21 protein-coding genes and 1 tRNA gene are annotated in these 21373 nt (G+C 62.7%); 5 read left to right on the plus strand and 17 right to left on the minus strand.

Annotated elements, in window-relative coordinates; genetic code table 11:
• Positions 1 to 3: 3 nt before the first annotated feature.
• The gene (locus VR74_RS17970; protein WP_299951201.1) at positions 4 to 2457 is read right to left on the minus strand and encodes a TonB-dependent receptor; all 2454 of its coding nucleotides are present in this window, start codon (positions 2455 to 2457) and stop codon (positions 4 to 6) included.
• A gap of 171 nt (positions 2458 to 2628) precedes the next feature.
• Between VR74_RS17970 and VR74_RS21315 the strand changes: the two genes are divergently transcribed.
• Positions 2629 to 3267 (plus strand): TetR/AcrR family transcriptional regulator, encoded by a 639-nt coding sequence (locus tag VR74_RS21315; protein ID WP_299951204.1) that lies wholly within the window; start codon positions 2629 to 2631, stop codon positions 3265 to 3267.
• Between the two features lie 58 nt (positions 3268 to 3325).
• On the opposite strand, the gene VR74_RS17980 is transcribed toward VR74_RS21315, so the two are convergent.
• The 3 genes from VR74_RS17980 to ychF all read right to left on the minus strand — a co-directional run bounded on the left by VR74_RS17980 (position 3326) and on the right by ychF (position 5522).
• Entirely contained in the window at positions 3326 to 4030 is a 705-nt protein-coding gene (locus VR74_RS17980; protein WP_045699137.1) for an IS6 family transposase, read from the minus strand.
• A gap of 234 nt (positions 4031 to 4264) precedes the next feature.
• Positions 4265 to 4354, minus strand: a tRNA-Ser gene (locus VR74_RS17985).
• Positions 4355 to 4424: 70 nt separating this feature from the next.
• The gene (gene ychF / locus VR74_RS17990; RefSeq protein ID WP_045699138.1) at positions 4425 to 5522 is read right to left on the minus strand and encodes a redox-regulated ATPase YchF; all 1098 of its coding nucleotides are present in this window, start codon (positions 5520 to 5522) and stop codon (positions 4425 to 4427) included.
• A gap of 147 nt (positions 5523 to 5669) precedes the next feature.
• On the opposite strand from ychF, the gene VR74_RS17995 reads away from it, so the two are divergent.
• Entirely contained in the window at positions 5670 to 6584 is a 915-nt protein-coding gene (locus VR74_RS17995; protein WP_045699139.1) for a toll/interleukin-1 receptor domain-containing protein, read from the plus strand.
• An 80-nt stretch (positions 6585 to 6664) separates the two neighbouring features.
• Here VR74_RS17995 and VR74_RS18000 read toward each other — a convergent pair whose 3' ends face one another.
• From VR74_RS18000 to VR74_RS18040, 9 genes are all read right to left on the minus strand, one after another.
• Positions 6665 to 7246: an ATPase gene (locus VR74_RS18000; RefSeq protein WP_299951207.1), complete on the minus strand. Its 582-nt coding sequence runs from the start codon at positions 7244 to 7246 to the stop codon at positions 6665 to 6667.
• Between the two features lie 13 nt (positions 7247 to 7259).
• A complete protein-coding gene (locus VR74_RS18005) occupies positions 7260 to 7808 on the minus strand; it encodes an ATP synthase F0 subunit B (RefSeq protein WP_045699183.1) in 549 nt (182 codons plus the stop codon).
• 74 nt (positions 7809 to 7882) lie between these two features.
• Positions 7883 to 8119, minus strand: coding sequence for a F0F1 ATP synthase subunit C (locus VR74_RS18010; RefSeq protein ID WP_034737903.1), 237 nt, complete (start codon positions 8117 to 8119; stop codon positions 7883 to 7885).
• A gap of 116 nt (positions 8120 to 8235) precedes the next feature.
• A complete protein-coding gene (locus tag VR74_RS18015; RefSeq protein ID WP_045699185.1) occupies positions 8236 to 8994 on the minus strand; it encodes a F0F1 ATP synthase subunit A in 759 nt (252 codons plus the stop codon).
• 8 nt (positions 8995 to 9002) lie between these two features.
• Positions 9003 to 9362: an AtpZ/AtpI family protein gene (locus tag VR74_RS18020; RefSeq protein ID WP_299951213.1), complete on the minus strand. Its 360-nt coding sequence runs from the start codon at positions 9360 to 9362 to the stop codon at positions 9003 to 9005.
• A gap of 149 nt (positions 9363 to 9511) precedes the next feature.
• Entirely contained in the window at positions 9512 to 12973 is a 3462-nt protein-coding gene (gene smc, locus VR74_RS18025; protein WP_045699140.1) for a chromosome segregation protein SMC, read from the minus strand.
• 15 nt (positions 12974 to 12988) lie between these two features.
• A complete protein-coding gene (locus tag VR74_RS18030; RefSeq protein ID WP_045699188.1) occupies positions 12989 to 13648 on the minus strand; it encodes a DsbA family protein in 660 nt (219 codons plus the stop codon).
• Between the two features lie 67 nt (positions 13649 to 13715).
• Entirely contained in the window at positions 13716 to 14378 is a 663-nt protein-coding gene (locus VR74_RS18035) for a thioredoxin domain-containing protein (RefSeq protein ID WP_299951215.1), read from the minus strand.
• A gap of 25 nt (positions 14379 to 14403) precedes the next feature.
• Positions 14404 to 14976 carry a DciA family protein gene (locus VR74_RS18040; RefSeq protein ID WP_299951217.1) on the minus strand — a complete coding sequence of 191 codons (573 nt, stop codon included), beginning with the start codon at positions 14974 to 14976 and terminating at the stop codon, positions 14404 to 14406.
• A gap of 42 nt (positions 14977 to 15018) precedes the next feature.
• Here VR74_RS18040 and VR74_RS18045 point away from each other — a divergent pair, with 42 nt between their 5' ends.
• Positions 15019 to 16062, plus strand: a complete 1044-nt coding sequence (locus VR74_RS18045) for an A/G-specific adenine glycosylase (RefSeq protein WP_045699141.1) — start codon at positions 15019 to 15021, stop codon at positions 16060 to 16062.
• Here the strand turns inward: VR74_RS18045 and VR74_RS18050 are convergent.
• On the minus strand, positions 16059 to 17141 hold the full coding sequence (locus tag VR74_RS18050) for a site-specific DNA-methyltransferase (RefSeq protein ID WP_045699142.1): 1083 nt from the start codon (positions 17139 to 17141) through the stop codon (positions 16059 to 16061). The two genes, VR74_RS18045 and VR74_RS18050, sit on opposite strands and share 4 nt — an antisense overlap.
• Before the next feature lie 230 nt (positions 17142 to 17371).
• Positions 17372 to 18226: a metal-dependent hydrolase gene (locus VR74_RS18055; protein ID WP_045699144.1), complete on the minus strand. Its 855-nt coding sequence runs from the start codon at positions 18224 to 18226 to the stop codon at positions 17372 to 17374.
• Positions 18227 to 18294: 68 nt separating this feature from the next.
• Here VR74_RS18055 and VR74_RS18060 point away from each other — a divergent pair, with 68 nt between their 5' ends.
• Positions 18295 to 18897: a TetR/AcrR family transcriptional regulator gene (locus tag VR74_RS18060; RefSeq protein ID WP_045699146.1), complete on the plus strand. Its 603-nt coding sequence runs from the start codon at positions 18295 to 18297 to the stop codon at positions 18895 to 18897.
• A gap of 48 nt (positions 18898 to 18945) precedes the next feature.
• Positions 18946 to 19716 carry an SDR family oxidoreductase gene (locus VR74_RS18065; RefSeq protein ID WP_045699148.1) on the plus strand — a complete coding sequence of 257 codons (771 nt, stop codon included), beginning with the start codon at positions 18946 to 18948 and terminating at the stop codon, positions 19714 to 19716.
• A gap of 411 nt (positions 19717 to 20127) precedes the next feature.
• Here the strand turns inward: VR74_RS18065 and VR74_RS18070 are convergent, their stop codons facing one another.
• Together VR74_RS18070 and VR74_RS18075 are read right to left on the minus strand one after the other, a co-directional pair.
• The gene (locus VR74_RS18070; protein WP_045699150.1) at positions 20128 to 20802 is read right to left on the minus strand and encodes a cytochrome b/b6 domain-containing protein; all 675 of its coding nucleotides are present in this window, start codon (positions 20800 to 20802) and stop codon (positions 20128 to 20130) included.
• A gap of 5 nt (positions 20803 to 20807) precedes the next feature.
• Complete coding sequence (locus VR74_RS18075) at positions 20808 to 21320, minus strand: cytochrome c (RefSeq protein WP_299951220.1); 513 nt, start codon at positions 21318 to 21320, stop codon at positions 20808 to 20810.
• Positions 21321 to 21373 lie beyond the last annotated feature (53 nt).

Here is a 21373-nt window from a genome sequence, read left to right on the forward strand (position 1 = left end):
GGATCATTCGCCGAAGAAGCGGTAGCTGAATTGCAGCAGCACGCTGCGCGGACGACTTGCAGGCCCTTGCAGCTCGCCGGCCGAGACACCGGGTACCGTGCCGCCCACGGGCACGACACCGCCTGATCCTGTGAGGACGATCTCATCGGTCAGGTTTCGCCCGATCAGGTCGATCGACCAGCGGTCAGTTTGACCCATCAGGCCAAGACTGGCATTGAACAACCAGAATGCATCCTGCTCGGCGCGCGGATCGTAGCGATTGTTTGTCTGATACGATCCTGAATAGCTGGTATTGCCGTTAAGCCTGTAACGCAGCGAACTGGTCAGTCGGCCTTCATAGGCCGCGCTGAGACTGCCGGACCATTCAGGCGCGCGCAGGAGCGGCAGTCCTTGCAGGTTCTGCGCGTTGCCGCTCCCCGGCGCGACTGCTATCACTCCCCCCAGCTGGGTCAGGAAATCGCATCCGGCCATTTGCCCAGCAATCTGCGGCCCATTGCACGGGAAGAATACATCCTCAGTGTACTCGGTGTCATTGAACGACAGACCACCGGTGATCGTCAGGCCGTCAATGGCGTCGGGCGACCAGATGCCATCAAGTTCGAAACCCTCGGTTTTTGCAGCACCCGTATTCACCACGCGCGTAGAAATGCCGCCGCCGGCAAAGTCGAACGTCGAGAGCTGAAGGTTGTCATAGGTGTAACTGAACGCCGCTGCATTCAGGCGCAGATTGCCGCGCGGCGAGGATTTGATACCGACCTCGAAGCCGTCGACCGTCTCTTCGGCGAAGCTCTGATCCGAGGGGATAGCTGCCAGTTGGGACGACCCGTTCACCGAAGTGTTGAAACCGCCGGACTTGAAGCCCTCCTTGTAGGCTGCAAACAGCGTCACCCGTTCATGCGGGCGCCAGGCGATGCTGACCTCGGGCGACCAGTTATCATAGGACACTTCGTCAGGGGACGGCTGGAAAGCGCCGGTCGGAACTGCGGGCGGAGCGAAACTGGCAGGCAGGACCAGACCGAACCCGCCCGGCGACAGCGCACCCGTGCCGCTGAGGGTCCTGGTCTCGCTCGTATAGCGGGCACCGGCACTGATCTCGATTGTCGGGGTCACATCCCACAAGAGCTGGCCAAAGGCCGACTGCGAGTCGGAATCGACGCTCTGGTCATTCTCGAACAGCAGGCGTGCGCCCGGCGGAAAAGGGGGCGCAGGAGCTGGCACGAGCAAAGCCTGTGCGATGTCGAATGAGCGATCGTCGAAGAAAGCCCCGATCATGAAATTGACCGGACCTTCAAACGTGCTGGTAAGCCGGATTTCCTGCGACAGCGAGGTCTGATCCTGGTCGAAGCCGGAAACGAAGATCGGTGCGAGCGTCGGCAAGGTGTTGCCGTAATTGCTGTATCGGAGGTCCGAATACCCGGTCAGGCTGGTCAGCGTGAGACTATCGGTCAGTTCCACCGACAGCTCCAGCGAGGTCAGCAGCATGCGGGTCTCGCCCTCCGGCTCAGCGCTGAACAGGGGAGACAGCGCGGCGAGCGCAGGGTCTGGATCGCCTGTGACGAAGACCTCATCCAGCTGGCAGTTATCAACCGGCCCGTTGATGGGACCGGGGAGCCCCGACCCTTCGCAACCGAAGCGCTGCTCGATGCCCTGAGGGGCACCCTCGCCGGTTCCATAAGCGAGCTTGAACCGGGACGTGAAGCGATCGTCCGGCGTCCAGTTGAGCGTCGCCCGCCCAAAGAAGGTCGAGGTTTCCTGCGCATCAGGACGAACCGCTCCCGGCGCAACATTCTCATACGGGCCGTCCTCATCGGACGCGCGCAGGTAGAGCCGTCCGCCCAGCGTTTGCAGGATAGACCCGGAGATTACGGCCTCGCCAAAACGCTCGGCGGCACTGAACTCGTACCCGCCCCCAAGCTCGAACAGGAATGTGTCGGTCGGGTCGCTCGTGCGAAGCGAAAGGATTCCGCCGGGGCTGTTCTTGCCGAAGAACAGGGCCTGCGGGCCTTTCAGGACGTCGATCTGCTCCACGTCATATTGCCCGAATCGCAGCGCCGTCGCATTGCTGAACTGGACCCCGTCAATATTGATCGACACGGCCTGGTCGCTGGAGGCGTTGAGCCCCCCGGTCGATATGCCCCGCAGCGTGATCAGGCCCTCTGCGCCGCCACTTTCATCGATCACGAGAGACGGCGTCAGGGCCGAGATGTCCTCAAAGCCTTCCGCGCCGAAGGCGTCGATCTGGTCCTTGCCAAAGGAACTGACGACAACCGGGACATCCTGCAGCCGCTCCTCGCGGCGACGGGCTGTGACCGTGACAGTTTCCAGTGTCCGCGCCGCTCCATCGGCCTGGATCGCCTCGTCGGACGCGCCCTGAGCCAATGCTGCGCTGGTCGGCCATAGAGCGAGTACCGCGGCACCCGCCAAAAGTGCGCGCTGGCGTGCAAGATCGTGTTTCAAGATATCCTCCCTGGCGCTGGTTGTTTCCAGCTTTTCGATGCGTCCCCGCATGGGGCACATCTGTAACCACAATATGAGAGAACTCCCAATTATGAGTCAATACTCATATTTGGGATACTGTTCAAAACATTCAAACCACGGTAAGCTTCATCATTTCTGAAGGAGACCCACTTGCAGACGTTTACGATGTTTGCGCCGGAAGCGGCGAGCCTGGGCAAGAGCGCAAGAACGCGCGCACAGCTGATGGACGCCGCCATTGCGGTGTTCGCCCGCCATGGCATCGAAGCGGCATCCGTGAACGAAATCGCGCGGGCTGCTGGCCTTGCGAACGGTACCTTCTACGTTCATTTCCGCGACAAGGACGAGGTGGTGTCCGTGGTATCGCTTGCCCTGGCGGCCGAAATAGCACGTCAGCTCGACGAAGACATGCGCGATATCGAATGCGCGATCCAGCGCGTCGTCTGCGCAACGCGTCGTTTCCTTCAAATCACCCGCGAACAACCACCCCTTGGCTGGGCGTTTCTCAAGGCGTGTCAGGTGTTGCCTGACCTTCGCCAGCAGGTGGGCGTCTACATGCGCCAGGACATTGCAAGGGGCGTCAAACAAGGCGTCTTCACAGAGCCTGTCGATGACTTCCTGATCGATTGCGTCGGCGGGCTTGTCCTTTCAGCCCTGCTATCGTGCCTGTCGGGCACGGCCGCCGCCGATGCGGGCGCCCGAACAGCGGAGATGCAGCTTCGCCTGCTTGGTATCGACAAAGAAGCGGCCAGGGCAGCAGTCGGGCAGGCGCTCGACGCCCACCCAATCTGAAAACAGGTGCTGTCAGTCTAATGCGAACCAGTCTCGGATTTTCGCGGAGCAGCAGGAGCTATGCGACAAGAAGATCGCGCCACTCGCGAAGCGCGGCGTCTCGTTTTTGTTTGAACCGGGTTCTGGTGTTGATGTGCCTTTCAAAGTTGAAGTGATTGTGCACTGACGAATGGACTGAAACGAATTTCTGCAAACTTCGCATCCGCCGAAATCGAGACATCGCCCGCTCTCGTCTTCGGAAGGGCAGGTGTGAATTCTCGGCGCGATTGTTCAGATGGCGAGCCGTTTCCTGGCGACGTTCATTCCCGATGACTTTCATCGCGGCCCGGTAAGAAGGGCACTTGTCCGTCACGACGATGTGCGGGCTGCCATAGCGCTTCATTGCTTTCTTCAGGAATTTCAACGCAGCGGCTTTATCGCGCTTCTTGGTTACATAAGATTCGAGAACTTCGCCTTCGTGGTCGACAGCTTGCCACAGGTAATGCCTCTCGCCTCGTATCTTTACGAAGACCTCGTCTAGGTGCCACAACCATTGGGGGCTACTTCTCATCGACTCTGAGCGCCGCCTCCTGATCTTATGCGCAAAGTATGTGCCGAACCGATCAACCCAGAGACGGATGATTTCGTGGCAGACATCGATGCCGCGCTCGTGAAGAAGGTCTTCAACGTTCCTCAAGGACAGCGGGAATCGGACATACATGAGTACGGCTAGCTGGATGATCTCGGGCGAAGTCTTGAAGTAGCGAAACGGGTTCTTGGCCATCTCCTGAGGCTAAACACTTGGATTGGTCATCTCAAGCCCGGTTCTCCTGACAATGCCCCATAGCGGCGCGGTACCCGTCGTCTCAGCTGGTAAAGGCCGCCAAGCATGAAGATCGACACACGTTCACTCCGTCATTGTGCAGCAAAACAAGCCAGGACGCATGCAAATGGGCGCAACGGCGCGCATAAAAACCAGTGTATTCTGGGAATTATGGGATTTTCAGGGGCGGAATAGTGGCGGAGAGGAAGGGATTCGAACCCTCGATACGCGTTAACGTATACGCCCTTAGCAGGGGCGCGCCTTCAGCCGCTCGGCCACCTCTCCAGCGCAAGCTAGTCGTCTAGTGAAACCGGAGCCGCACCGCAAGCCCCGGTCGCCATCTAACGCATGTTTCCTAGACGTTGAACCGGAAGTGCAGGACATCGCCGTCCTGGACAATGTATTCCTTGCCCTCGGCCCGCATCTTGCCGGCTTCCTTGGCGCCGGCTTCCCCGCCCGACGCGACAAAGTCGGCAAAGGCGATGGTTTCGGCGCGAATGAACCCCTTTTCGAAGTCGCCATGGATAACACCTGCAGCCTTCGGCGCGGTCCAGCCACGCCGTATGGTCCAGGCGCGGGCCTCTTTCGGCCCGACCGTGAAGTAGGTCTGCAGGTCGAGCAGGTCGTAGCCAGCGTGAATGAGCCGCGTCAGACCCGGTTCTTCGAGGCCAAGCGCCGCCAGGTATTCTGCGCGGTCCGTCTCGTCGAGCAGGGCGAGCTCGCTTTCGATCTGGGCGGAAAAGACCACGCAGCCGGCACCTTCTTCCCGGGCGCGGGCGACAACCCGTTCGGAATGCGCATTGCCCGTGGCGGCGCTGTCTTCGTCGACATTGGCGACAAACAGGACCGGCTTGGACGTGAGAAGCTGCAGCATGTTCCAGGCGCGCAAATCATCCTTGGCGATTTTGGCTTTCCGGGCGGGGCGTCCTTGATTGAGTTCGGCAAGGGCCAGGTCGATCAGCGCGACCTGCGCCTTGGCGTCCTTGTCACCGGACTTGGCCTTCTTCTCGACGCCGACCTTGCGCTTTTCAAGACTTTCCAGGTCGGCGAGCATGAGTTCGGTTTCGACCACTTCGAAATCTGCAATCGGATCGACGTGTCCGCGCACATGCGTGATGTCATCGTTCTCAAAGCAGCGCAGCACGTAGATGATGGCGTCTGTCTCACGAATATTGGCGAGAAACTGGTTGCCGAGACCCTCTCCCTTGGAAGCGCCCTCAACCAGACCTGCAATATCGACAAAGTTCATGCGCGCCGGAATGATCTCCTTCGATCCGGCAATCCTTGCCAGTTCGTTCAGACGGGGCTCGGGAACGGCCACTTCACCCACATTCGGCTCGATCGTGCAGAACGGGTAGTTGGCGGCCTGCGCGGCAGCTGTCTGCGTCAGGGCGTTGAAAAGCGTGGACTTGCCCACATTGGGCAGGCCCACAATTCCGCATTTGAAGCCCATTCCGGCCTCCTTTTCTTAACTGTCTGAGCGCGGCCTTAGCGCTATTTCGCAGTGAAAAACAGGGAGTTTTGTCGCCTGAAAGCGGAATTGGGTGGCCAAGGGGCAGCGGACTGCTATTCTCGGCACGAGAGTTGCAGGAATGACCCCATGGCATATGACGTCTTTCTGGTTTCCGCGAGCGAAGATCGCGATACGGCGAAGCTGATCGCACGGCGGCTTCGCGCCCTCAAATTCAAGGTCTGGTTCAATCAGAAACAGGTTGACGAGACTTTTGATGCCAAGGACGCCCGCAACGCGACGAACTCCACCTCCATGCTGGTCCTCTGGTCAGAGAATGCCGTAAAGAGCGACTGGGTGCGTGCGGCCGCGTCAGTGGGGCATTCCCGCCCCGGCACACTGGTCCAGATGGGCCTCGACAAGACAATTCCCTACGAGCCCTTCCGCACAGGCAAACGCCATTCGGTCGTGGGCATGACATCGCGCAAGACGCCTGACGGTTTCTACAAGGCCGTAGAAGCGCTGGGCGCGAATGACGGCCGCACCGACCTTCGCGAATGGATGGGCTTTGGCGCGAAGGACGAAGACGAACGCGCTGACTGGCTCGCAGCCCACCCGCATGACCCGCTGGCGCTCCACGCGAAGGCGCAACGCGAAAAAGAGCTTGGTATGAAGCCTGCCCCTGCGCCTGAAGCGCAGGGCGCTGCAGCGCTGGCGGCGGCCTCCCTGAAGGGGCACACCAACGGAAACGGACACCGGCCGGTTGCAGGCATGACCATTGCGGCGGCTGCCGCACGGCCTTCCGCAGCGCCGGTGACGGAAACCGTCGAAGATGCAATTGTCAGCTGGGGCACGATCGTGGCCATTTCACTGGCCATTCTGGGCATGCTGATTCTGGCATGGTTCTTCCGCTCGCAGCCCATCTCACCTGAAATGCGTGTGGCAATGCCCGCGATCAGCAATGGCTCGCAGGCCACTGTGACCTGCCCTGTGGGCCAGGTGCCGCGATCCCTGATGAATGATGTGCTGCAGCCGGGGCCGATCATCAACGATACGGACGATTAGGCCATTCGGGTTCGCCTGAAATGAAAAGCGCCGCCGGATGATGTCCGGCGGCGCTTTTCATTTGATCTGCTTCTGAAGGACTAGCTGAGGGCGCGGTCGATCTCGCGGGCAGCGGACTCGAACTGGTCAACACCGGTGTCTTCACTGAGAATGCGGCGGGCCGCCGAGATCGCGGCATCGGCCGCAGCGCGGCGGACCTGCTCGGTTGCCTCGGTTTCGGCGCGAGCAATCCGGGCTTCCGCAAGCGCCTCACGGCGCACCATGCGGTCAGCGATGTCCTTGCGGGCTTCGGCCATGATCTGCTTCGCGTCGGCCTTGGCCTGATCGATCATGGCCTCTGCTTCCTTGTCGGCATCCTGTTGGCGGCGTTCGGCAAGGGCGAGGGCCTCTGCCGCCCGCTCGCGCAGGCTGCGGGCTTCTTCCAGTTCCTCTGCAATCGCGGTGGAGCGCGCGTCAAGGCCGCCCAGAACGGTTTTGAATGCGCCCATGCGGGCAGCGATCAGCAGGAAAACGACCAGCGCCAGAAATGCCACGAAGGTGACCGGGTCGCTCGCCGCATAGGCAAGGCCACCCATGAAGCCTTCGCCGTGGCTGTCTTCAGCCGCCATTGCCGGAAGAGATGACACCGCGAAAAGTGCACTCAAAAGGATGAGGTGTTTCATCGTCCGCATCTGGCTACTCCATTGCCGCCGTGACGGCTTTTTTCAGTTCGGCCTTGGTGGCCGACACGCCGAAGCGGCCCACAATCACGTCAGCTGCATCGACGGCAATCTGCTCGACGTTCTTCATGGCATTCGCGCGAAGGCTGGTAATGCGCGCATCGGCCGCTTCCAGTTTCTTCTCGAGCTCTGCATCGACCCGCGCCGTCTCAGCCGCCATCTCGGCGTTCATCTTGTCCCGGGCCTTGTCGGACGTTTCGCGCGCCTTCGCCTTGGCCTGCGCAATGCGCAGTTCAAGTGCCTGCTGCGCTTCGGTTGCCTGATCGTTGAGGCGGCCAGCCTGGTCAAGGTCGGACGCGATACGGTCAGAGCGCTTTTCGAGCGTGTCCGACAGTTTCGGCAGGATGACCCGTGACATGGCGAGGTAGAGAATGCTGAACAGGATCGCCAGCCAGAACAGCTGCGATGGCATGTGCCAGGTTTCAAACGGCGGGAACGGCGCTTTGCCGTCCGTGCCGTGTTCTGCCCCTTGGGCCGCAGTTTCTGCAAGCAATGCGATCAGCATCGGAAAATCCTCGGTTTCGTGTCCAGTCGTGGGAGCCGGCGACACGGCCGCCGGCCCCAAAAAGCAGGTTCTGCCTAGACGACGAAGAGGATCAGGATGGCAACGAGGAACGACAGGATGCCGAGCGCCTCGGAAAGGGCCATACCGATGAACAGGTTGCCGGTCTGCTGGGGAGCAGCCGATGGGTTGCGCATGGCGGCGTCGAGGAACGAGCCGAAGATGTTACCCACACCGATAGCGGCACCGATCATGCCGAGCGTTGCGAGGCCTGCGCCAACGTATTTGAGGCCGAGGGTGATATCGCCTTCCATGGGGATCTCCTTATGGGAATGCTGTAGTTCTACAAAGTGCCGCTCGTGAAGCGTGTTCCGTCTGCGGCGTCAAGCGGTTTGGTGAGGCCATGTGGCCGCACCGGCGAAGTGGGTCCCTAGTGCGCGGGGTGGAACGCGTCGTTCAGGTAAACGCAGGTAAGAATGGCGAAAACGTATGCCTGAAGGCCCGCAACCAGCAGTTCGAGGGCGTTGAGGGCAACGCCCATGGCAAACGCGAACGGCGCGATGATCACATAGGCGCCGCCGGCAGCGATCAGAGCAACCGTAAATCCGGCAAACAGTTTCAGCATGATGTGTCCTGCCAGCATGTTGGCGAACAGGCGCAGGGACAAGGTCAGCGGGCGGGCAAAGAACGAGATGACTTCGATCGGGATCAGGATGATATAGATCGGCCATGGGGCGCCCGATGGTGCGAACAGTTTGAGGAACTTGAAGCCGTTCTTGTAGAATCCGAAGCCGATGACGATGGAGATCACCAGCAGCGCGAGGGCGCCTGTCACGATGATGTGGCTGGTGGTGGTGAATGCATAAGGTACCATGCCGATCATGTTGGCGAAGAAAAGGAAGAAGAATAGCGTGAACACGAAGGGGAAGAATTTCAGGCCTTCCTCACCGGCCGCTCCGCGTACCATGTCTGCGACGAACCCGTAGCCGATTTCCGCAAGCGACTGCACGCGCGAGGGGACCAGCTGTCCCTTGGACGCGGCAATGCCGAAAAAGGCGATGGTCAGGATCACGCCCAGGGCCATGAAGCCTGATGCGTTCGTGAACGACAGGTCGACGCCGCCGACGTTGAACTCAAGCCATTTCGTGATCTTGAACTGGTGGATCGGATCCAGTGCGACGCTAGGCATAAACAGGTTCATCCGTCCTTATTCCCGTCTTCCGGAGCCTCAAGCTCCTGTGTGTGTTTCAACGCCCGAGCATTCAGCTCTTTATAGGCGCGTATGATGGCCCGTATGCCTGCCGCGAAGCCCAGGGCCCCCATGATCAGCAAGCCCCAGGGCTTTGTTCCCGCGAACACGTCGATCCAGTAGCCCATGAAGCCACCAACAAAGACCGAGGTGCCGAATTCCGCACCGTATCGCAAGGCGTAGGCCCCAGCCGAGTGATTTCCTTCGTCAGCCCTGGTCTCACGTCGCTTTGCCGCTTCACGTTCAGCCCGGGCCGCCCTTGCCTTGGCGATCTCGTCACCAAGGCCGTCTGGACCTTCACTGGACATGTTTTTTAGCGCTCCGCAGCCGCGAATCCCTGCTGACGGGGAGACCCCCCGAATTTGGCGCAAACTATGAGGGGGGCGAGGGCAAGTCAACCGCGATTGCAGAAACGCACTTCCTTGTTTTTATTGAATATACTGGTTCACGCTCTGCGCTACTCCGCCGCAACGAGCTGTTCGGCGGCTTCGAGATCGACAGAAACCAGTTTCGAGACGCCCTTTTCCCGCATGGTGACGCCGAAAAGACGGTCCATCCGGCTCATCGTCACCGGGTTGTGGGTGATCACCACGAACCGCGTGTCGGTGCGCTGGCGCATCTCGTTCAGCATGTTGCAGAAACGGTCGACATTGGCGTCATCGAGAGGGGCATCGACCTCGTCGAGCACACAGATCGGCGCCGGGCGGGACAGGAAGACGGCAAAGATCAGCGCGGCGGCAGTCAGCGCCTGTTCGCCGCCCGACATGAGGGCAAGCGTGCCGAGCTTCTTGCCCGGCGGCTGGGCGTAGATTTCCAGACCGGCATTCAGCGGGTCCTCGGCATCAATAAGGCGCAGCTCGGCCTGCCCACCCTGGAAAAGGGCGGTGAACAGGGCCTTGAAATGCTCGTTGACCGTTTCGAACGCGACAAGCAGGCGCTCGCGCCCTTCGGCATTCAGGGCATCGACGCCCTCGCGCAGCTTGGCGATGGCTGCTTTCAGGTCTTCCTTCTCGTGGACCTGGCTGCCGAGGCGTTCTTCGAGTTCGGTGGCTTCCTCTTCGGCGTTCATGTTGACACCGCCGAGCTGGTCGCGCTCGCGCCGCAGGTCTTCGACCTTGCGCTCGGCATCCCGCGGGGTGAATTCTCCCATTTCGTCTGCATCCAGCCCGGCCTCGGCAATGGCGAGCAGGCCTTCGGGTGTGCGCTGAAACGAATGGCGCGCGATCTCGACGCTTTCCTCGAGGCGCCCTTCGGCGGTTTCGAGTTTGACTTTCCACCCGGCGAGGCTCTCGCGCGCTTCAGACGCTGCGATGGCCGCCTGACGCGCGGCGTTTTCGGTTTCCCGGACCGTGGCTTCCTTCTCGGACAGCTGGTCTGCAATGCGCTTGCGGTCGCTTTCCAGCCGCTCGACATCTGTCGACATGGTTTCGATTTCGGCCGCCAGTTCTTCGGGACGCGCCTTTGCGGCAATCGCTTCAGCTGCAGCTGCGGCGCGGCGTTCCAGCAGGCGCTCGACACGGTCGCCCGCAGCGATGGCGCGCACTGTCCAGGTTTCAATGTCGCGCTCAAGGCCAGCGCGCCGTGCGGCGGCCTGCTCGCGGCCGCGCGTGATGTCTGTCAGGCGCCCGCGGGATTCAATTTCGTCATCGCGCGCTTCGGTGACACGAATACGCGCCTGCGTGAGGCGGGACTCCAGCGAGGCTTCCTCATCCGCAGACGATTGCGGCGACATCAATGAGAGCGCTTCCTTCACCACAGCGAGGTCGGCTTTGGCACGGTCGAGGGCTTCGCCGGTCGAGTCGCGCTTCATCGCGGCGCGTTCAGAGGCTTGCGAGGCTTCCGTCACGCGGGTGCGCGCTTCACTCAGCGCGCGTTGCGATGGCGCAATGGCCTGGCGTAATCCCCGCAGCGATTCCTCGACCGAGAGGCGCGCGTCGCGGGCGCTGGTCAGAACCGCCGTGCAATGTTCAAAACGGGCCCGCAGAGGTTCGATCTCGGCCAATGCCGCTTCCAGCCGGGCCTGCTGCTCCAGCCGAGCCGCTGCGCTTGCCGGAGCGTCCGGTGTGCGTGTGAAGCCGTCCCAGCGCCAGAGGTGTCCCTCGCGCGACACGAGGCGCTGGCCCGGCTTGAGCTCCGCCATGAGCCGGGCGCCATCAGATGCGCTGACAACACCGCACTGAGACAGGCGCGCGGCCAGTTCGGAGGGGGCCTCGACAAATGCGTTCAGGCCCGTCGCACCCGATGGCAGGGCCTGGGCGGCCGCACTTGCGCCGCTCCAGAACATGGCGGCGTTCCGGTCGGTCGGGGCCTCGATATCATCTCCCAATGCGGCAGCGACAGCCTTTTCGTAACCGTCTTTCGTGCGGATCCGGTCAATCACGGGCGGCGCGCTGGGCCCATCGGCCTTGCGCAGCAGTTTCTGCAATCCCGCGATTTCGGCTTCCAGTGCGCGGACATCCTTGTCGGCAGCATCGCGCGGCGGTTGCGCAAGGGCCTCGTCTTCCCGGGTTTCGTGAAGCCTTGCTTCGGCGGCCTCGACTGCAGTCTCGGCATCGCGCAGGGCCGTCTCTGCCAGCGTTTCGGCGTCCTTGGCGTCCTTCAGTTTGCGTACCAGCGAAACGGCGTCTTCCAGGCCAGCCATGTCACTGGTCAGGCGATTGATTTCAGCCGTGATCTGGTCGCGGCGGCGTGTCTGGGCACCGACGTTTTCTTCGGACGCCTTGCGGCGGGCACGCACTTCGGAGAGTTGCCCCTGCGCCGCGTCTGCCGCTTCTTCTGCCGCTGCGAGGCGGGCGCGGGCATTTTCGAGCGCGGCGCGGGTTTCGGCCTCGATCTCGTCATTGCGGGCTTCGTCCATCACCGGCAAGGCAGAAAGTTCATGCCGCGCGTTATCGGTGGCGGCTTCGGCTTCGGTCTTCGCCGCCTGTTCGCGTTCAAGGTCCTCGACCAGACGCGCGGCTTCCGCTTCGAGCCGCGCAAGGGCATCGGCAGCGACCTTGCGCTCGGTTTCGAGTCTGGCGAGCGCGATCCGGGCCTGGCCAAGTTTGGCCGAGGCGACGCTTTCGGCTTCGCGGAGCGGTCCCAGGCCTTCGCTGGCTTCGATGCGCTGGCGTTCGCACACGGCATCCTGGCGGGTCAGGTCTTCTACGGCGCGGCGGGATTCTTCGAGTTTCTCGCGCGCAATCTCGCAGGCGATACGGGCTTCGGTCCAGCGCAGATGGGCGACGAGGGCGTCGAGGGCCTGGATCTCGTCCGACAGGCGGCGGTACTTTCGGGCCTTGCCGGCCTGGCGTTTGAGGCTGGCGAGCTGGCGTTCGACTTCGGCGGAAACTTCCGTCAGGCGTTCGAGATTCGACTCGGCGCCGTTGAGTTTCAGTTCCGCCTCATGGCGCCGGGTATTGAGGCCTGCAATGCCGGCGGCTTCTTCGAGAATCCGGCGGCGGTTCTGGGGTTTCGAGCCGATCAGCTCGGATATCTGCCCCTGGCGGACGAGGGCTGGCGAGTTGGCGCCGGTCGATGCGTCGGCGAACAGGAGCTGGATGTCCTTGCCGCGCACCGTGCGCCCGTTGAGCTTGTAGGATGTGCCGGCACCCCGGCGCAGCTTCCGGACGATTTCGAGCGTGTCAGACGAGTTGAATTCAGGCGGTGCCGTGCGTTTGGAATTATCCAGAACGAGTGTGACTTCGGCGGTTTCCCGCGCCGGGCGGTTCTGTGCGCCGGAGAAGATGAGGTCATCCATCTCGCCGCCGCGCATGGCCTTGGCAGAGCTTGCGCCCATGGCCCAGCGCAGGGCCTCCAGCAGGTTTGACTTGCCACAGCCGTTCGGTCCCACGATCCCCGTCAGACCCGGTTCTACGGGTATGGTTTGCGGATCGACGAACGACTTGAAGCCGGCGATGCGGAGTTCTGTTATCTGCATGCCGGCCTCATATCCTTATTGTCCTGCCGCGTTTGCGAGAAGCCCGTCAAGCTTTGCGGAAAAGCCCTCCGGTGAACGAATGTCGCCTTCGAAACGGGCCATCTCGCCGTCGAATATGAAGGTCGGTGTGCTGTCGACGCCGTCTTTCTGGGCCTCGTCATAGGTCGTTTTCAGGCGCTTCCGGATCGATTCATCGGCCATGCAGGCATCGAAGGCTGCTTCGCCATTGATCCCGTGACGTTCGCCGATGGCGACCAGGGCGGCTTTGAGTACGCCATTGCGGGCCGCATCCGTGATGCCGCTCTGGTGTTCGAAAATGTCGTCCAGCACGTCGAAGTATTTGTCGTCACCCGCGCAAAGCGCCATCGCATAGGCCGGGACGTCGATATCGTGGATGGGGTATTCCCGGAAAATGAAGCGCACCTTGCCGGTGGACACGTACTTTTCCTTGATTTCGGGCAGGACCGTATCGTGGAAATATTTGCAGGCGGGGCAGGTGGGCGATGCGTATTCGATCACTGTGACCGGCGCATCGGCTGAGCCAATGACGTGGCCGATCTTCGCAGGATCGTCTCCGCTCTTTGCGGCCGTGCCCGGGGTTTCGCCATTGCCACAGGCAACAAGCGCCAGCGCCGACAGGGCGGCCAAAGCGGTTCGTCTGGAGATGCGTTCCATCATCATAACCTTTGCGTTAAGAATTGAGTCGTCTTGGTTGCCAAATCGTTAATGCCGTACAAGGGCCCTATTGAGGCAGCTTTTCCAGCTCGGCATTGAGATAGGTTTCAAAGGCGTCCGCCGAGTGCACGTCACCGTCCGCCACCTTGACCTGGCCATTCACGATGAATGTGGGGGTGGCCCTGACGCCAAAGCTGTCACCCGTCATCATGGTGTCGGCGATGCGCTGGCGAATCGGACGGTTGGCAAGGCAAGCATCGAAGGCCTTCTTGTCGGCGATGCCGTGGCGGGCTGCGATATCGAGGAACAGGGCTTCAAGCTTGCCGTCCTTTGATGCGTCGAACACGTCATTCTGGTGTTCGAACAGGTCGTCGAGGACATCGAAGAACCTGTCGTCGCCGGCGCAGTTGGCCATGGCATAGGCCGCCACGTCGATGTCATTGAGCGGGTATTCACGGAAAACGAACTTCACCTTGCCGGTCGAGATGAACTTCTCTTCGACCATGGGCATGACATCGTCATGGAAATGCTTGCAGTGCGAGCAGGTCGGCGAGGCGTATTCAATCACCGTCAGGGGGGCATCCTCGGCGCCCTTCACGTGGCCCAGCACGGCGGGAACAGTTGTTTCAGCGGGCGTCGGCGTTTTGTCATCACCTGTTGCATTGCCACAGGCGGCGATCATCAGAGCGAGGACCGAGATGAGAGCGGAGGGGCGGGAAACAAGAGCCATTTGAGGGGCCTTCACATGGAATTGGCTATTTGGCCGGACCGGTATCCGGCGTGGGCGAAGCGGGATCGTCTGCGGTTAGCACGGCTGCCCCCAATGCAACAATCGCCGCGCGCAGGGCAGTGTTCTCGATTCTGGCGGCGCTGTCTTCCAGTTGCCTGCGCTGGGCACTGGTGAGGGGAACGGGCCGCCGGCGTGGCCTGGCAGGCTCGCTTGTGGCCAGGGCGCCCTGCACGATCTTGATGGCGATAATGTCGCCGCCGGCCGATACCGACACGCGCTGCCGGATCGTCTCGACCTGGTGCTGTACCAGCGGGGCGGCCTGGGGAATGACCCGCAGGGTGAGAACGCGGCCGTCCTTGCCGCCAGTGATCTTTTCCGGGCGGCAGAAGGGGTAGAGCTTCTCGCCGACGATCTCTCGCCACCGGCGTTGCAACAGCTGCACGGCGGGGAGCTTCTTCGCGCCGACCTTGCGGCCGAGCCGCTCCGCCGCGAGGCCGATCTGGGGGATGCCCGGATGCACCTTGCGCGCTCGCTGATAGCGCAGGCGGACGCGGGCGCGCGCCTCTTCAAGGGGATCGAGGGTTGATCTTGTGACCATTCGTCAAGACAAGCACGGCTTGATGGCGAGGAAAAGACGAACGTGGTTCCCAAGGCGAAACTAGCCACACTCCCGGAGCGGCTGCTGGCCTGGTATGAGGGGCATGCGCGCGACCTGCCCTGGCGTGTTTCGCCAGCAGGTCGCGCGGCGGGAATCCGCCCTGATCCTTACAGGATATGGCTTTCCGAGATCATGCTGCAGCAGACCACGATCCCGCACGGGACGCCGTATTTCCACAGGTTCGTCACGCGCTGGCCGGATGTGGAGGCGCTTGCAAATTCTCGTGATGAAGAGGTGATGAGCGCCTGGGCGGGGCTTGGATACTATGCGCGGGCCCGCAACCTGCTCAAATGCGCCCGCGAAGTGGTGGCATTGGGCGGCTTTCCGCAGACCGGGCCGGAACTCGTGAAATTGCCCGGGATTGGCCTCTATACGGCAGGGGCCATCGCCGCGATTGCGTTTGACCAGCAGGCTGCAGCTGTCGACGGCAATGTGGATCGCGTGTTCGCACGGCTGCTGGCGCTGAAGGGCGAGTGGCAGGCCGAGAAGAAGGTGATCGCCAAGGCTGTGCGGGCCCTCGTGCCTGCGGAGAGGCCGGGCGAATTTGCCGAAGCCCTGATGGACCTTGGCGCCACGGTCTGCACGCCGACACGTCCGGATTGCGGCAACTGCCCGCTGTCAGAGCTGTGCAGGGCGCGGGCGGAAGGGGCGCCGGAACGGTATCCGGTGAAGCCTGCGAAGGGCGTGACGAGGGTGCGGCAGGGGGTGGCCTACGTGCTGGTGGACGGGGAGGACGTGCTGCTTGTGCGGCGCCCGGACAAGGGCCTGCTGGGCGGCATGCTGGCCCTGCCGAGCACCGATTGGCCAAAGACCGGAATCCCTGAAGCCGCGCCGCCCGCAGATGCTGACTGGCAGCCTGTCGGAGAGGTGCGCCATGTGTTCACGCATTTTGCCCTGACCCTGAGCGTCAGGCGCGGCGCCCTGAATGGCAAACGCCCGGACGGGGTGTGGACACCCATCCGGGACGTTGAAGGCTTGCCGACCGTCTTTGCCAAGGCCTTCCGGCTGGCAGTGGAGCGAGACTAGTTCAGGCCCATTTCTTCACGGTAGCGGCGGCGCAGGAGGTCGATCGGCGCAAGGTTCCGCTTTGGGTCTTCGAAGTGCCAATAGGTCCAGCCATTGCAGGCCGGGGCCTGCTGGACATGCGCGCCGAGGCGGTGGATCGAGCCGGACACGGCGCCCGTGGTGAGGGAACCGTCGACCCGGATGCGGGCCTGGTAGCGGCGCTGCGGCGAGAACAGGCGGTCGCCCGGCTTCAGCCAGCCATTGTCGATGAGCGCGCCGAACGGGACGCGGGGCAGGGACTTCTTGCTGCGCTCGGTCTCCAGCATGTCGCCTTCCAGCGGCGTGATGGCCGCAATGCGGGCGCGGGACAGGCGGACATAGTCGGGATCGCGCTCGATGCCGACGAAATCGCGGCCGAGGCGCCGGGCGGCGGCGGCGGTTGTGCCGGTGCCGGAGAAGGGGTCGAGCACGACATCGCCCGGCCGGGTCGTGGCGAGGAGGATGCGCGAGAGCAGGCTTTCCGGCTTTTGAGTCGGGTGGGCCTTCTTGCCCGCTTCGTCCTTCAGGCGTTCGCCGCCCGTGCAGAGCGGGATGACCCAGTCGGAGCGCATCTGCTTGTCTTCGTTGAAGACCTTGAGGGCGTCATAGTTGAACGTGACGCGCGAGGCTTCGGACTTGCCGGCCCAGATCAGTGTTTCGTGGGCATTCTGGAAACGGGTGCCCTTGAAATTCGGCATCGGGTTCGACTTGAGCCAGATCACATCATTCTGGATCCAGAAGCCCTGGTCCTGCAGCACGGTGCCGACCCGGAAGATGTTGTGATAGGAACCGATGACCCAGATGGCGCCATCATCCTTCAGGACGCGGCGGCATTCCGACATCCACTCATGCGTGAACAGGTCATAGGCATCGAAGCTGTCGAACTTGTCCCATTCATCATCCACGCCGTCGACGATTGACTGGTCGGGGCGTGTCAGCCCGCCGCCCAGTTGGAGATTGTAGGGTGGGTCGGCGAAGACCAGGTCGACAGACTGGTCGGGCAGGCGCCGCAGGATGTCGATGCAGTCGCCCTGCATGATCGTGTTTCGTTTCAATTCCATTTGGCCAGCCCCATGCGACGCGTGTTTCGTGAAGCCGAATCAGTGACGGACGCCGGTTTCCGAAACCCTAATAGTTGCGGAGCCGAATCAGTCCTGTTCGTTTTGATACCGAAACTAACCGATTTGAAGGGCTGTGGATAACCCTGTGGATGCTTTTGTGGAATTACCGGGCACGGGCTGTTGAAATCCCGGTTGTGACGGGCCTATGGGCGGCTCGGGCGAACGGAGCCCTACTCGGCTGCGACCATGTCGAACTCCTGCTTCCAGCCGGCCATGACATCGCGATTGTCATGGTCCCAGGGATGGAAACCGGGTTTGAACCAGGACAGCCAGATGGCCCAGCCCGCGCCGAACAGGGCCGGCTTCTTCCAGAGGAAGTCCTTCACGGTGCGCCGGGCGGCCTCGGGCTCGTAGCCATCCGCGACGAGCAGCATGCTGGCATATTCCGCGATATTCTTCGTGAACTGCTGGGTGATGAGCAGCATGGACAGGCTGCGGCGGAAATAGCGCTTGAGCGGCGACCAGTCGCGTGTGGCTTCCATGAAGACGTCATAGGCGACGGCCTTGTGCTCGGTCTCTTCCATCGCGTGCCAGCGCCACAGGCGCTCGAGCGAGGGCTCGGTCTTGCTGAACAGCGGTTCGCCATCAATTTCGAGGTCGAGCATCAGGTCGGCCATCATGGAGGTGAAATGTTCGAGGCAGATGGTGGCAATCAGCATGCGCATCGGGCCGCCGGAGCGTCCGAAGGCGATCTTTTCCGCGATGGCCGCCTCGATTTCGGCGACGGGATATTTCTCGCGGTCGATCATGTTGTTGAGCATGTGATGCTCGCGCGAATGGATGGCTTCCTGCGCGATGAAGTCTTTCACGTCCTGCGCCAGCTTTCCGGTGACCTGTCCGCGATGGGCCTTGACGGCATCCATGAACAGGCGCTCGCCGTCAGGGAATGTCAGCGACATGGCATTGAAGACGGCGGTCGCCACGGGGCTGCCGTCGAGCCAGTGATCGGCGCGGGCCCCGTCCATGTCGAAATGGAAATCGCGCGGCAAAATCGTGATGTCTTCGGGTGTGCGTTTGTTCGTCATTGTGCATACTGCCCTTGAAACGGAAATGCGGACTGGCTTCATGTGCCTACATAGTGTTACTGACAAAAATGTCAATAAAAAATAAACCCAAGCCCCGGATCCGCCGCTCTCCCGAAGAGTCGCGCAGCAATATCCTGTCGGCGGCTGAATCGCTGCTGGTGGCGCAGGGGCCGCAATCCCTGCGGCTGGCCGATGTGGCCAAGGCGGCCGGTGTGGCCAATGCCACGGTGCTGCACCATTTCGGCTCGATCGACGCAGTCCAGAAGGCGCTGATGGAGCGGATGATCGCAGACCTGGTGGCCGGCATCATGGCCGTGAACGTGCCGCAGGAGGATCCGGCAGCCGCGCGCGAGGCGGCCTTGCGGACCCTGTTTGACGCCTTCGAGACACGCGGGGCGGCGCGGCTGGCGGCCTGGCTGGAGCTGACCGACGAGACGAGCCGCCTGACCCTGGTGCGCGAGGCCGTGCAGGAAGTGGCGCAGACCAAGATGGCCAAGACCAACCTGCCGGCAGATCTGGTCGAGGACCTGATCCTGCTGAGCGTGACGCTGGCGGTTGGCGTCGGCCTGTTCGGGCCATCGCTCGGCCAGCTGATCGGCAAGCCACCAGAGCGGGCGCGGGAATTGACCCTGCAGATGCTGCTGGCGAACCTGGAACGCCTGTCGCCGTAGCCTTTGAGGGGTGTGCGGACTATCGAAAAACACAAGGAGGAAACGGTTATGGATCTGAAATTGAAGGGCAAGAATGCCATCATCCTGGGTGGCACGCGCGGGATTGGCCGGGCGATTGCGGACACGCTGGCCGGCGAGGGCGCGAACGTGGCCGTCTGCGCGCGCAATGCGGACCAGGTGGCCGAGGCGGTGAGGGAACTGGGGGCGATGGGCGTGAAAGCCACCGGCGCAGCCGTGGACATTACCGACGGCGCGGCGCTGAAAAAATGGATTGCCGACGCGGGCAAGACGCTGGGCGGGGTGGATATCCTGATCTCCAATGCAGGCGCGATGGCGCAGGGCAATGATGAGGCCGCCTGGAAGCAGAATTTCGAATTGGATATCCTGGGCGCGGTGAATGCGTTCGAGGCGGCGCAGCCCTTGCTGGCCAAGGCGGCGGAGGCCTCCGGTGATGCGGCCTTCGTGATCATTTCGTCCGTGTCGGCGGCGCAGTCTGATCGCGGCGAGTCCTATGGCCCGATCAAGGCGGCGCTGATCCACATGGCCAAGGGCCTTGCCCGTCAGCATGCCGCCATCGGCATCCGCGTGAACACGGTGTCGCCCGGCATGGTCTATTTCGAAGGCGGCATCTGGCACACGGTGAAGACCAACATGCCGGAATTCTTCGAGCAGGCGAATGCGCGCAACCCCACGGGCCGGTGCGCCACGCCGCAGGAAATTGCCAATGCGGCCGTGTTCCTGGCGAGCCCGCTGTCATCCTATACGACGGGGGCGAACCTGATCGTGGACGGCGCGGTTTCCAGCCGCGTGAACTTCTAGATACGTCAGCCAGCACCAGCGCCCGGCATGGCGGGGGCCATCCGGTGCAGTGCGGGCTGAATTCGGCTTGGGGGCGGGGGCTAGGACGTGTCCGGCGCCAGCGGCGCGCTCGGGAAGACGTGCGGGCCTTGCGGGGCGCGTTGCTCCGTGAAGGGGCAGAGGCCCTGCGGCGTGATATTGTCCGACAGGTCGCAGGCGAGGGCGGGCGCGGCCCATGCGGGAACGCGCGGCGCATCATAATGATAGAGCGCGGGGCGTCGCCAATCGCGTTGATGTAGAGATTACCCCGGCGCGAAGGCATGATGCACGCATTATGCGCCGGGAACGGAGGGTGTGGGACAGGTTTTGCGGCAGGGGCCGCAGGGATTGCAGGATGCAGGGTGTGGAGTGGGGGAGAGGGGGCTGGCCGTATCAGCCGCCGAGCGTGGCGACGGCGTAGATAGCGGCGAGGGCGATGGCGGTGGCGGCGAGGATGCGGGGCCAGGGGGCGCGTGATGGGGGCTGGGGGGCGGCGAAGTTTGCCTCAGGGCGGTGGCCGGTGACCATGGGGCGGACAAGATTGTCGCGTAGCAGGAAGAGGTAGGCGGCGATGGCGGCGACATGGAGCGCAACCAGCACGAGCAGGACATTGAAACTGGTCTCGTGGATGTCGGCGAAGAGGCGGCCGGTTTCGAACGAGACAAGCGTGGCCAGCGGGCCGGATTCCAGCCCGTCGACATCCACCGCGAAGAGGCCTGTGGTGATCTGTGTGGCGAGGGCGGCCAGCATGGCGAAGACGCTGAGCGAGCCGGCGGGATTGTGCCCGAAATGGGGACGGTGGCGGCGGCCGGCGAGGTCACGCAGGTAGGCCGCGAGCGTGGTGGGCCGTGCGAGCATGCGGGAGAAGCGGGCCGTGGCCGGGCCAATCAGGCCCCAGACGAGCCGGTAGACGATGAGGCCCAGCAGGATGAGGCCGAGGCGGCGGTGCCAGTCCATCATGCCCTGTTCGGCCGTCCACCACATGGCCACAATGCCAAGGACGAGGAGCCAGTGGAAGAGACGGACGGTCCAGTCCCAGACGAGGACGCGCGCGGCGGGCGGGGCCATCGGCGCTAGTCGTCTGCGCGATAGGTCTGGTGGCAGGCCTTGCAGGTGGCGCCAGTGGCGGCGAAGGCCTCGGTGATGGCGGCGATGTCACCGGCGGCAGCGACCGTGCCCAGCGTGGTGGCGGCGGCCTGGAAATCGGCGAGCTTCGTGTCGAAATCGGTGCGCGTTTCCCAGATGACGGGCAGGGCATCTGTCTTGACGCCGGAGGCGGGGCCGGAGCCTTCGGGGAACCAGTCTGCCATGCCGGACGTCTCAGCGGGCACGCTGGCAGCGGCGGCCTGTATGGCGGCGAGGTCGGGTTCGCCGGACTTGAGATTGTCGCTGATCGTCTTGAATGCCTTGCCGACGGCCTTCAGATGGGTCTGGCGGGCCTCGACTGTTTCGGCGGCGGTCAGGCCGTTGGAGAGGGGTGTCGTGGCGGCTTCAGCGTCAACGGGCGCGTCGCCGGTTCCGCAGGCGCTGAGCAAAGCGAGGCTGGCGAGGGCAGCAAGGGCGAAGGGGATCTGGCGGTGCGTCATGAGGCTCTCCGTGCATGTGATAGGCCCATTGGTACGGAATCGCGGCGGCCTGT

The organism is Hyphomonas sp. BRH_c22 (assembly GCF_000961795.1).
Taxonomy (GTDB): domain Bacteria; phylum Pseudomonadota; class Alphaproteobacteria; order Caulobacterales; family Hyphomonadaceae; genus Hyphomonas.

Coding starts and splice junctions, on each gene's coding strand:
- VR74_RS17980 (WP_045699137.1), bottom strand. CDS start 4,030: ATGGCCAAGAACCCGTTTCGCTACTTCAAGACTTCGCCCGAGATCATC.
- VR74_RS18050 (WP_045699142.1), bottom strand. CDS start 17,141: ATGGAATTGAAACGAAACACGATCATGCAGGGCGACTGCATCGACATC.
- VR74_RS18035 (WP_299951215.1), bottom strand. CDS start 14,378: ATGGCTCTTGTTTCCCGCCCCTCCGCTCTCATCTCGGTCCTCGCTCTG.
- VR74_RS18075 (WP_299951220.1), bottom strand. CDS start 21,320: ATGACGCACCGCCAGATCCCCTTCGCCCTTGCTGCCCTCGCCAGCCTC.
- VR74_RS18040 (WP_299951217.1), bottom strand. CDS start 14,976: ATGGTCACAAGATCAACCCTCGATCCCCTTGAAGAGGCGCGCGCCCGC.
- VR74_RS18065 (WP_045699148.1), top strand. CDS start 18,946: ATGGATCTGAAATTGAAGGGCAAGAATGCCATCATCCTGGGTGGCACG.
- VR74_RS18005 (WP_045699183.1), bottom strand. CDS start 7,808: ATGCTGATCGCATTGCTTGCAGAAACTGCGGCCCAAGGGGCAGAACAC.
- VR74_RS18070 (WP_045699150.1), bottom strand. CDS start 20,802: ATGGCCCCGCCCGCCGCGCGCGTCCTCGTCTGGGACTGGACCGTCCGT.
- VR74_RS18000 (WP_299951207.1), bottom strand. CDS start 7,246: ATGAAACACCTCATCCTTTTGAGTGCACTTTTCGCGGTGTCATCTCTT.
- VR74_RS18055 (WP_045699144.1), bottom strand. CDS start 18,226: ATGACGAACAAACGCACACCCGAAGACATCACGATTTTGCCGCGCGAT.
- smc (WP_045699140.1), bottom strand. CDS start 12,973: ATGCAGATAACAGAACTCCGCATCGCCGGCTTCAAGTCGTTCGTCGAT.
- VR74_RS18060 (WP_045699146.1), top strand. CDS start 18,295: ATGTCAATAAAAAATAAACCCAAGCCCCGGATCCGCCGCTCTCCCGAA.
- VR74_RS18020 (WP_299951213.1), bottom strand. CDS start 9,362: ATGTCCAGTGAAGGTCCAGACGGCCTTGGTGACGAGATCGCCAAGGCA.
- VR74_RS18010 (WP_034737903.1), bottom strand. CDS start 8,119: ATGGAAGGCGATATCACCCTCGGCCTCAAATACGTTGGCGCAGGCCTC.
- ychF (WP_045699138.1), bottom strand. CDS start 5,522: ATGGGCTTCAAATGCGGAATTGTGGGCCTGCCCAATGTGGGCAAGTCC.
- VR74_RS18030 (WP_045699188.1), bottom strand. CDS start 13,648: ATGGAACGCATCTCCAGACGAACCGCTTTGGCCGCCCTGTCGGCGCTG.
- VR74_RS17995 (WP_045699139.1), top strand. CDS start 5,670: ATGGCATATGACGTCTTTCTGGTTTCCGCGAGCGAAGATCGCGATACG.
- VR74_RS18015 (WP_045699185.1), bottom strand. CDS start 8,994: ATGCCTAGCGTCGCACTGGATCCGATCCACCAGTTCAAGATCACGAAA.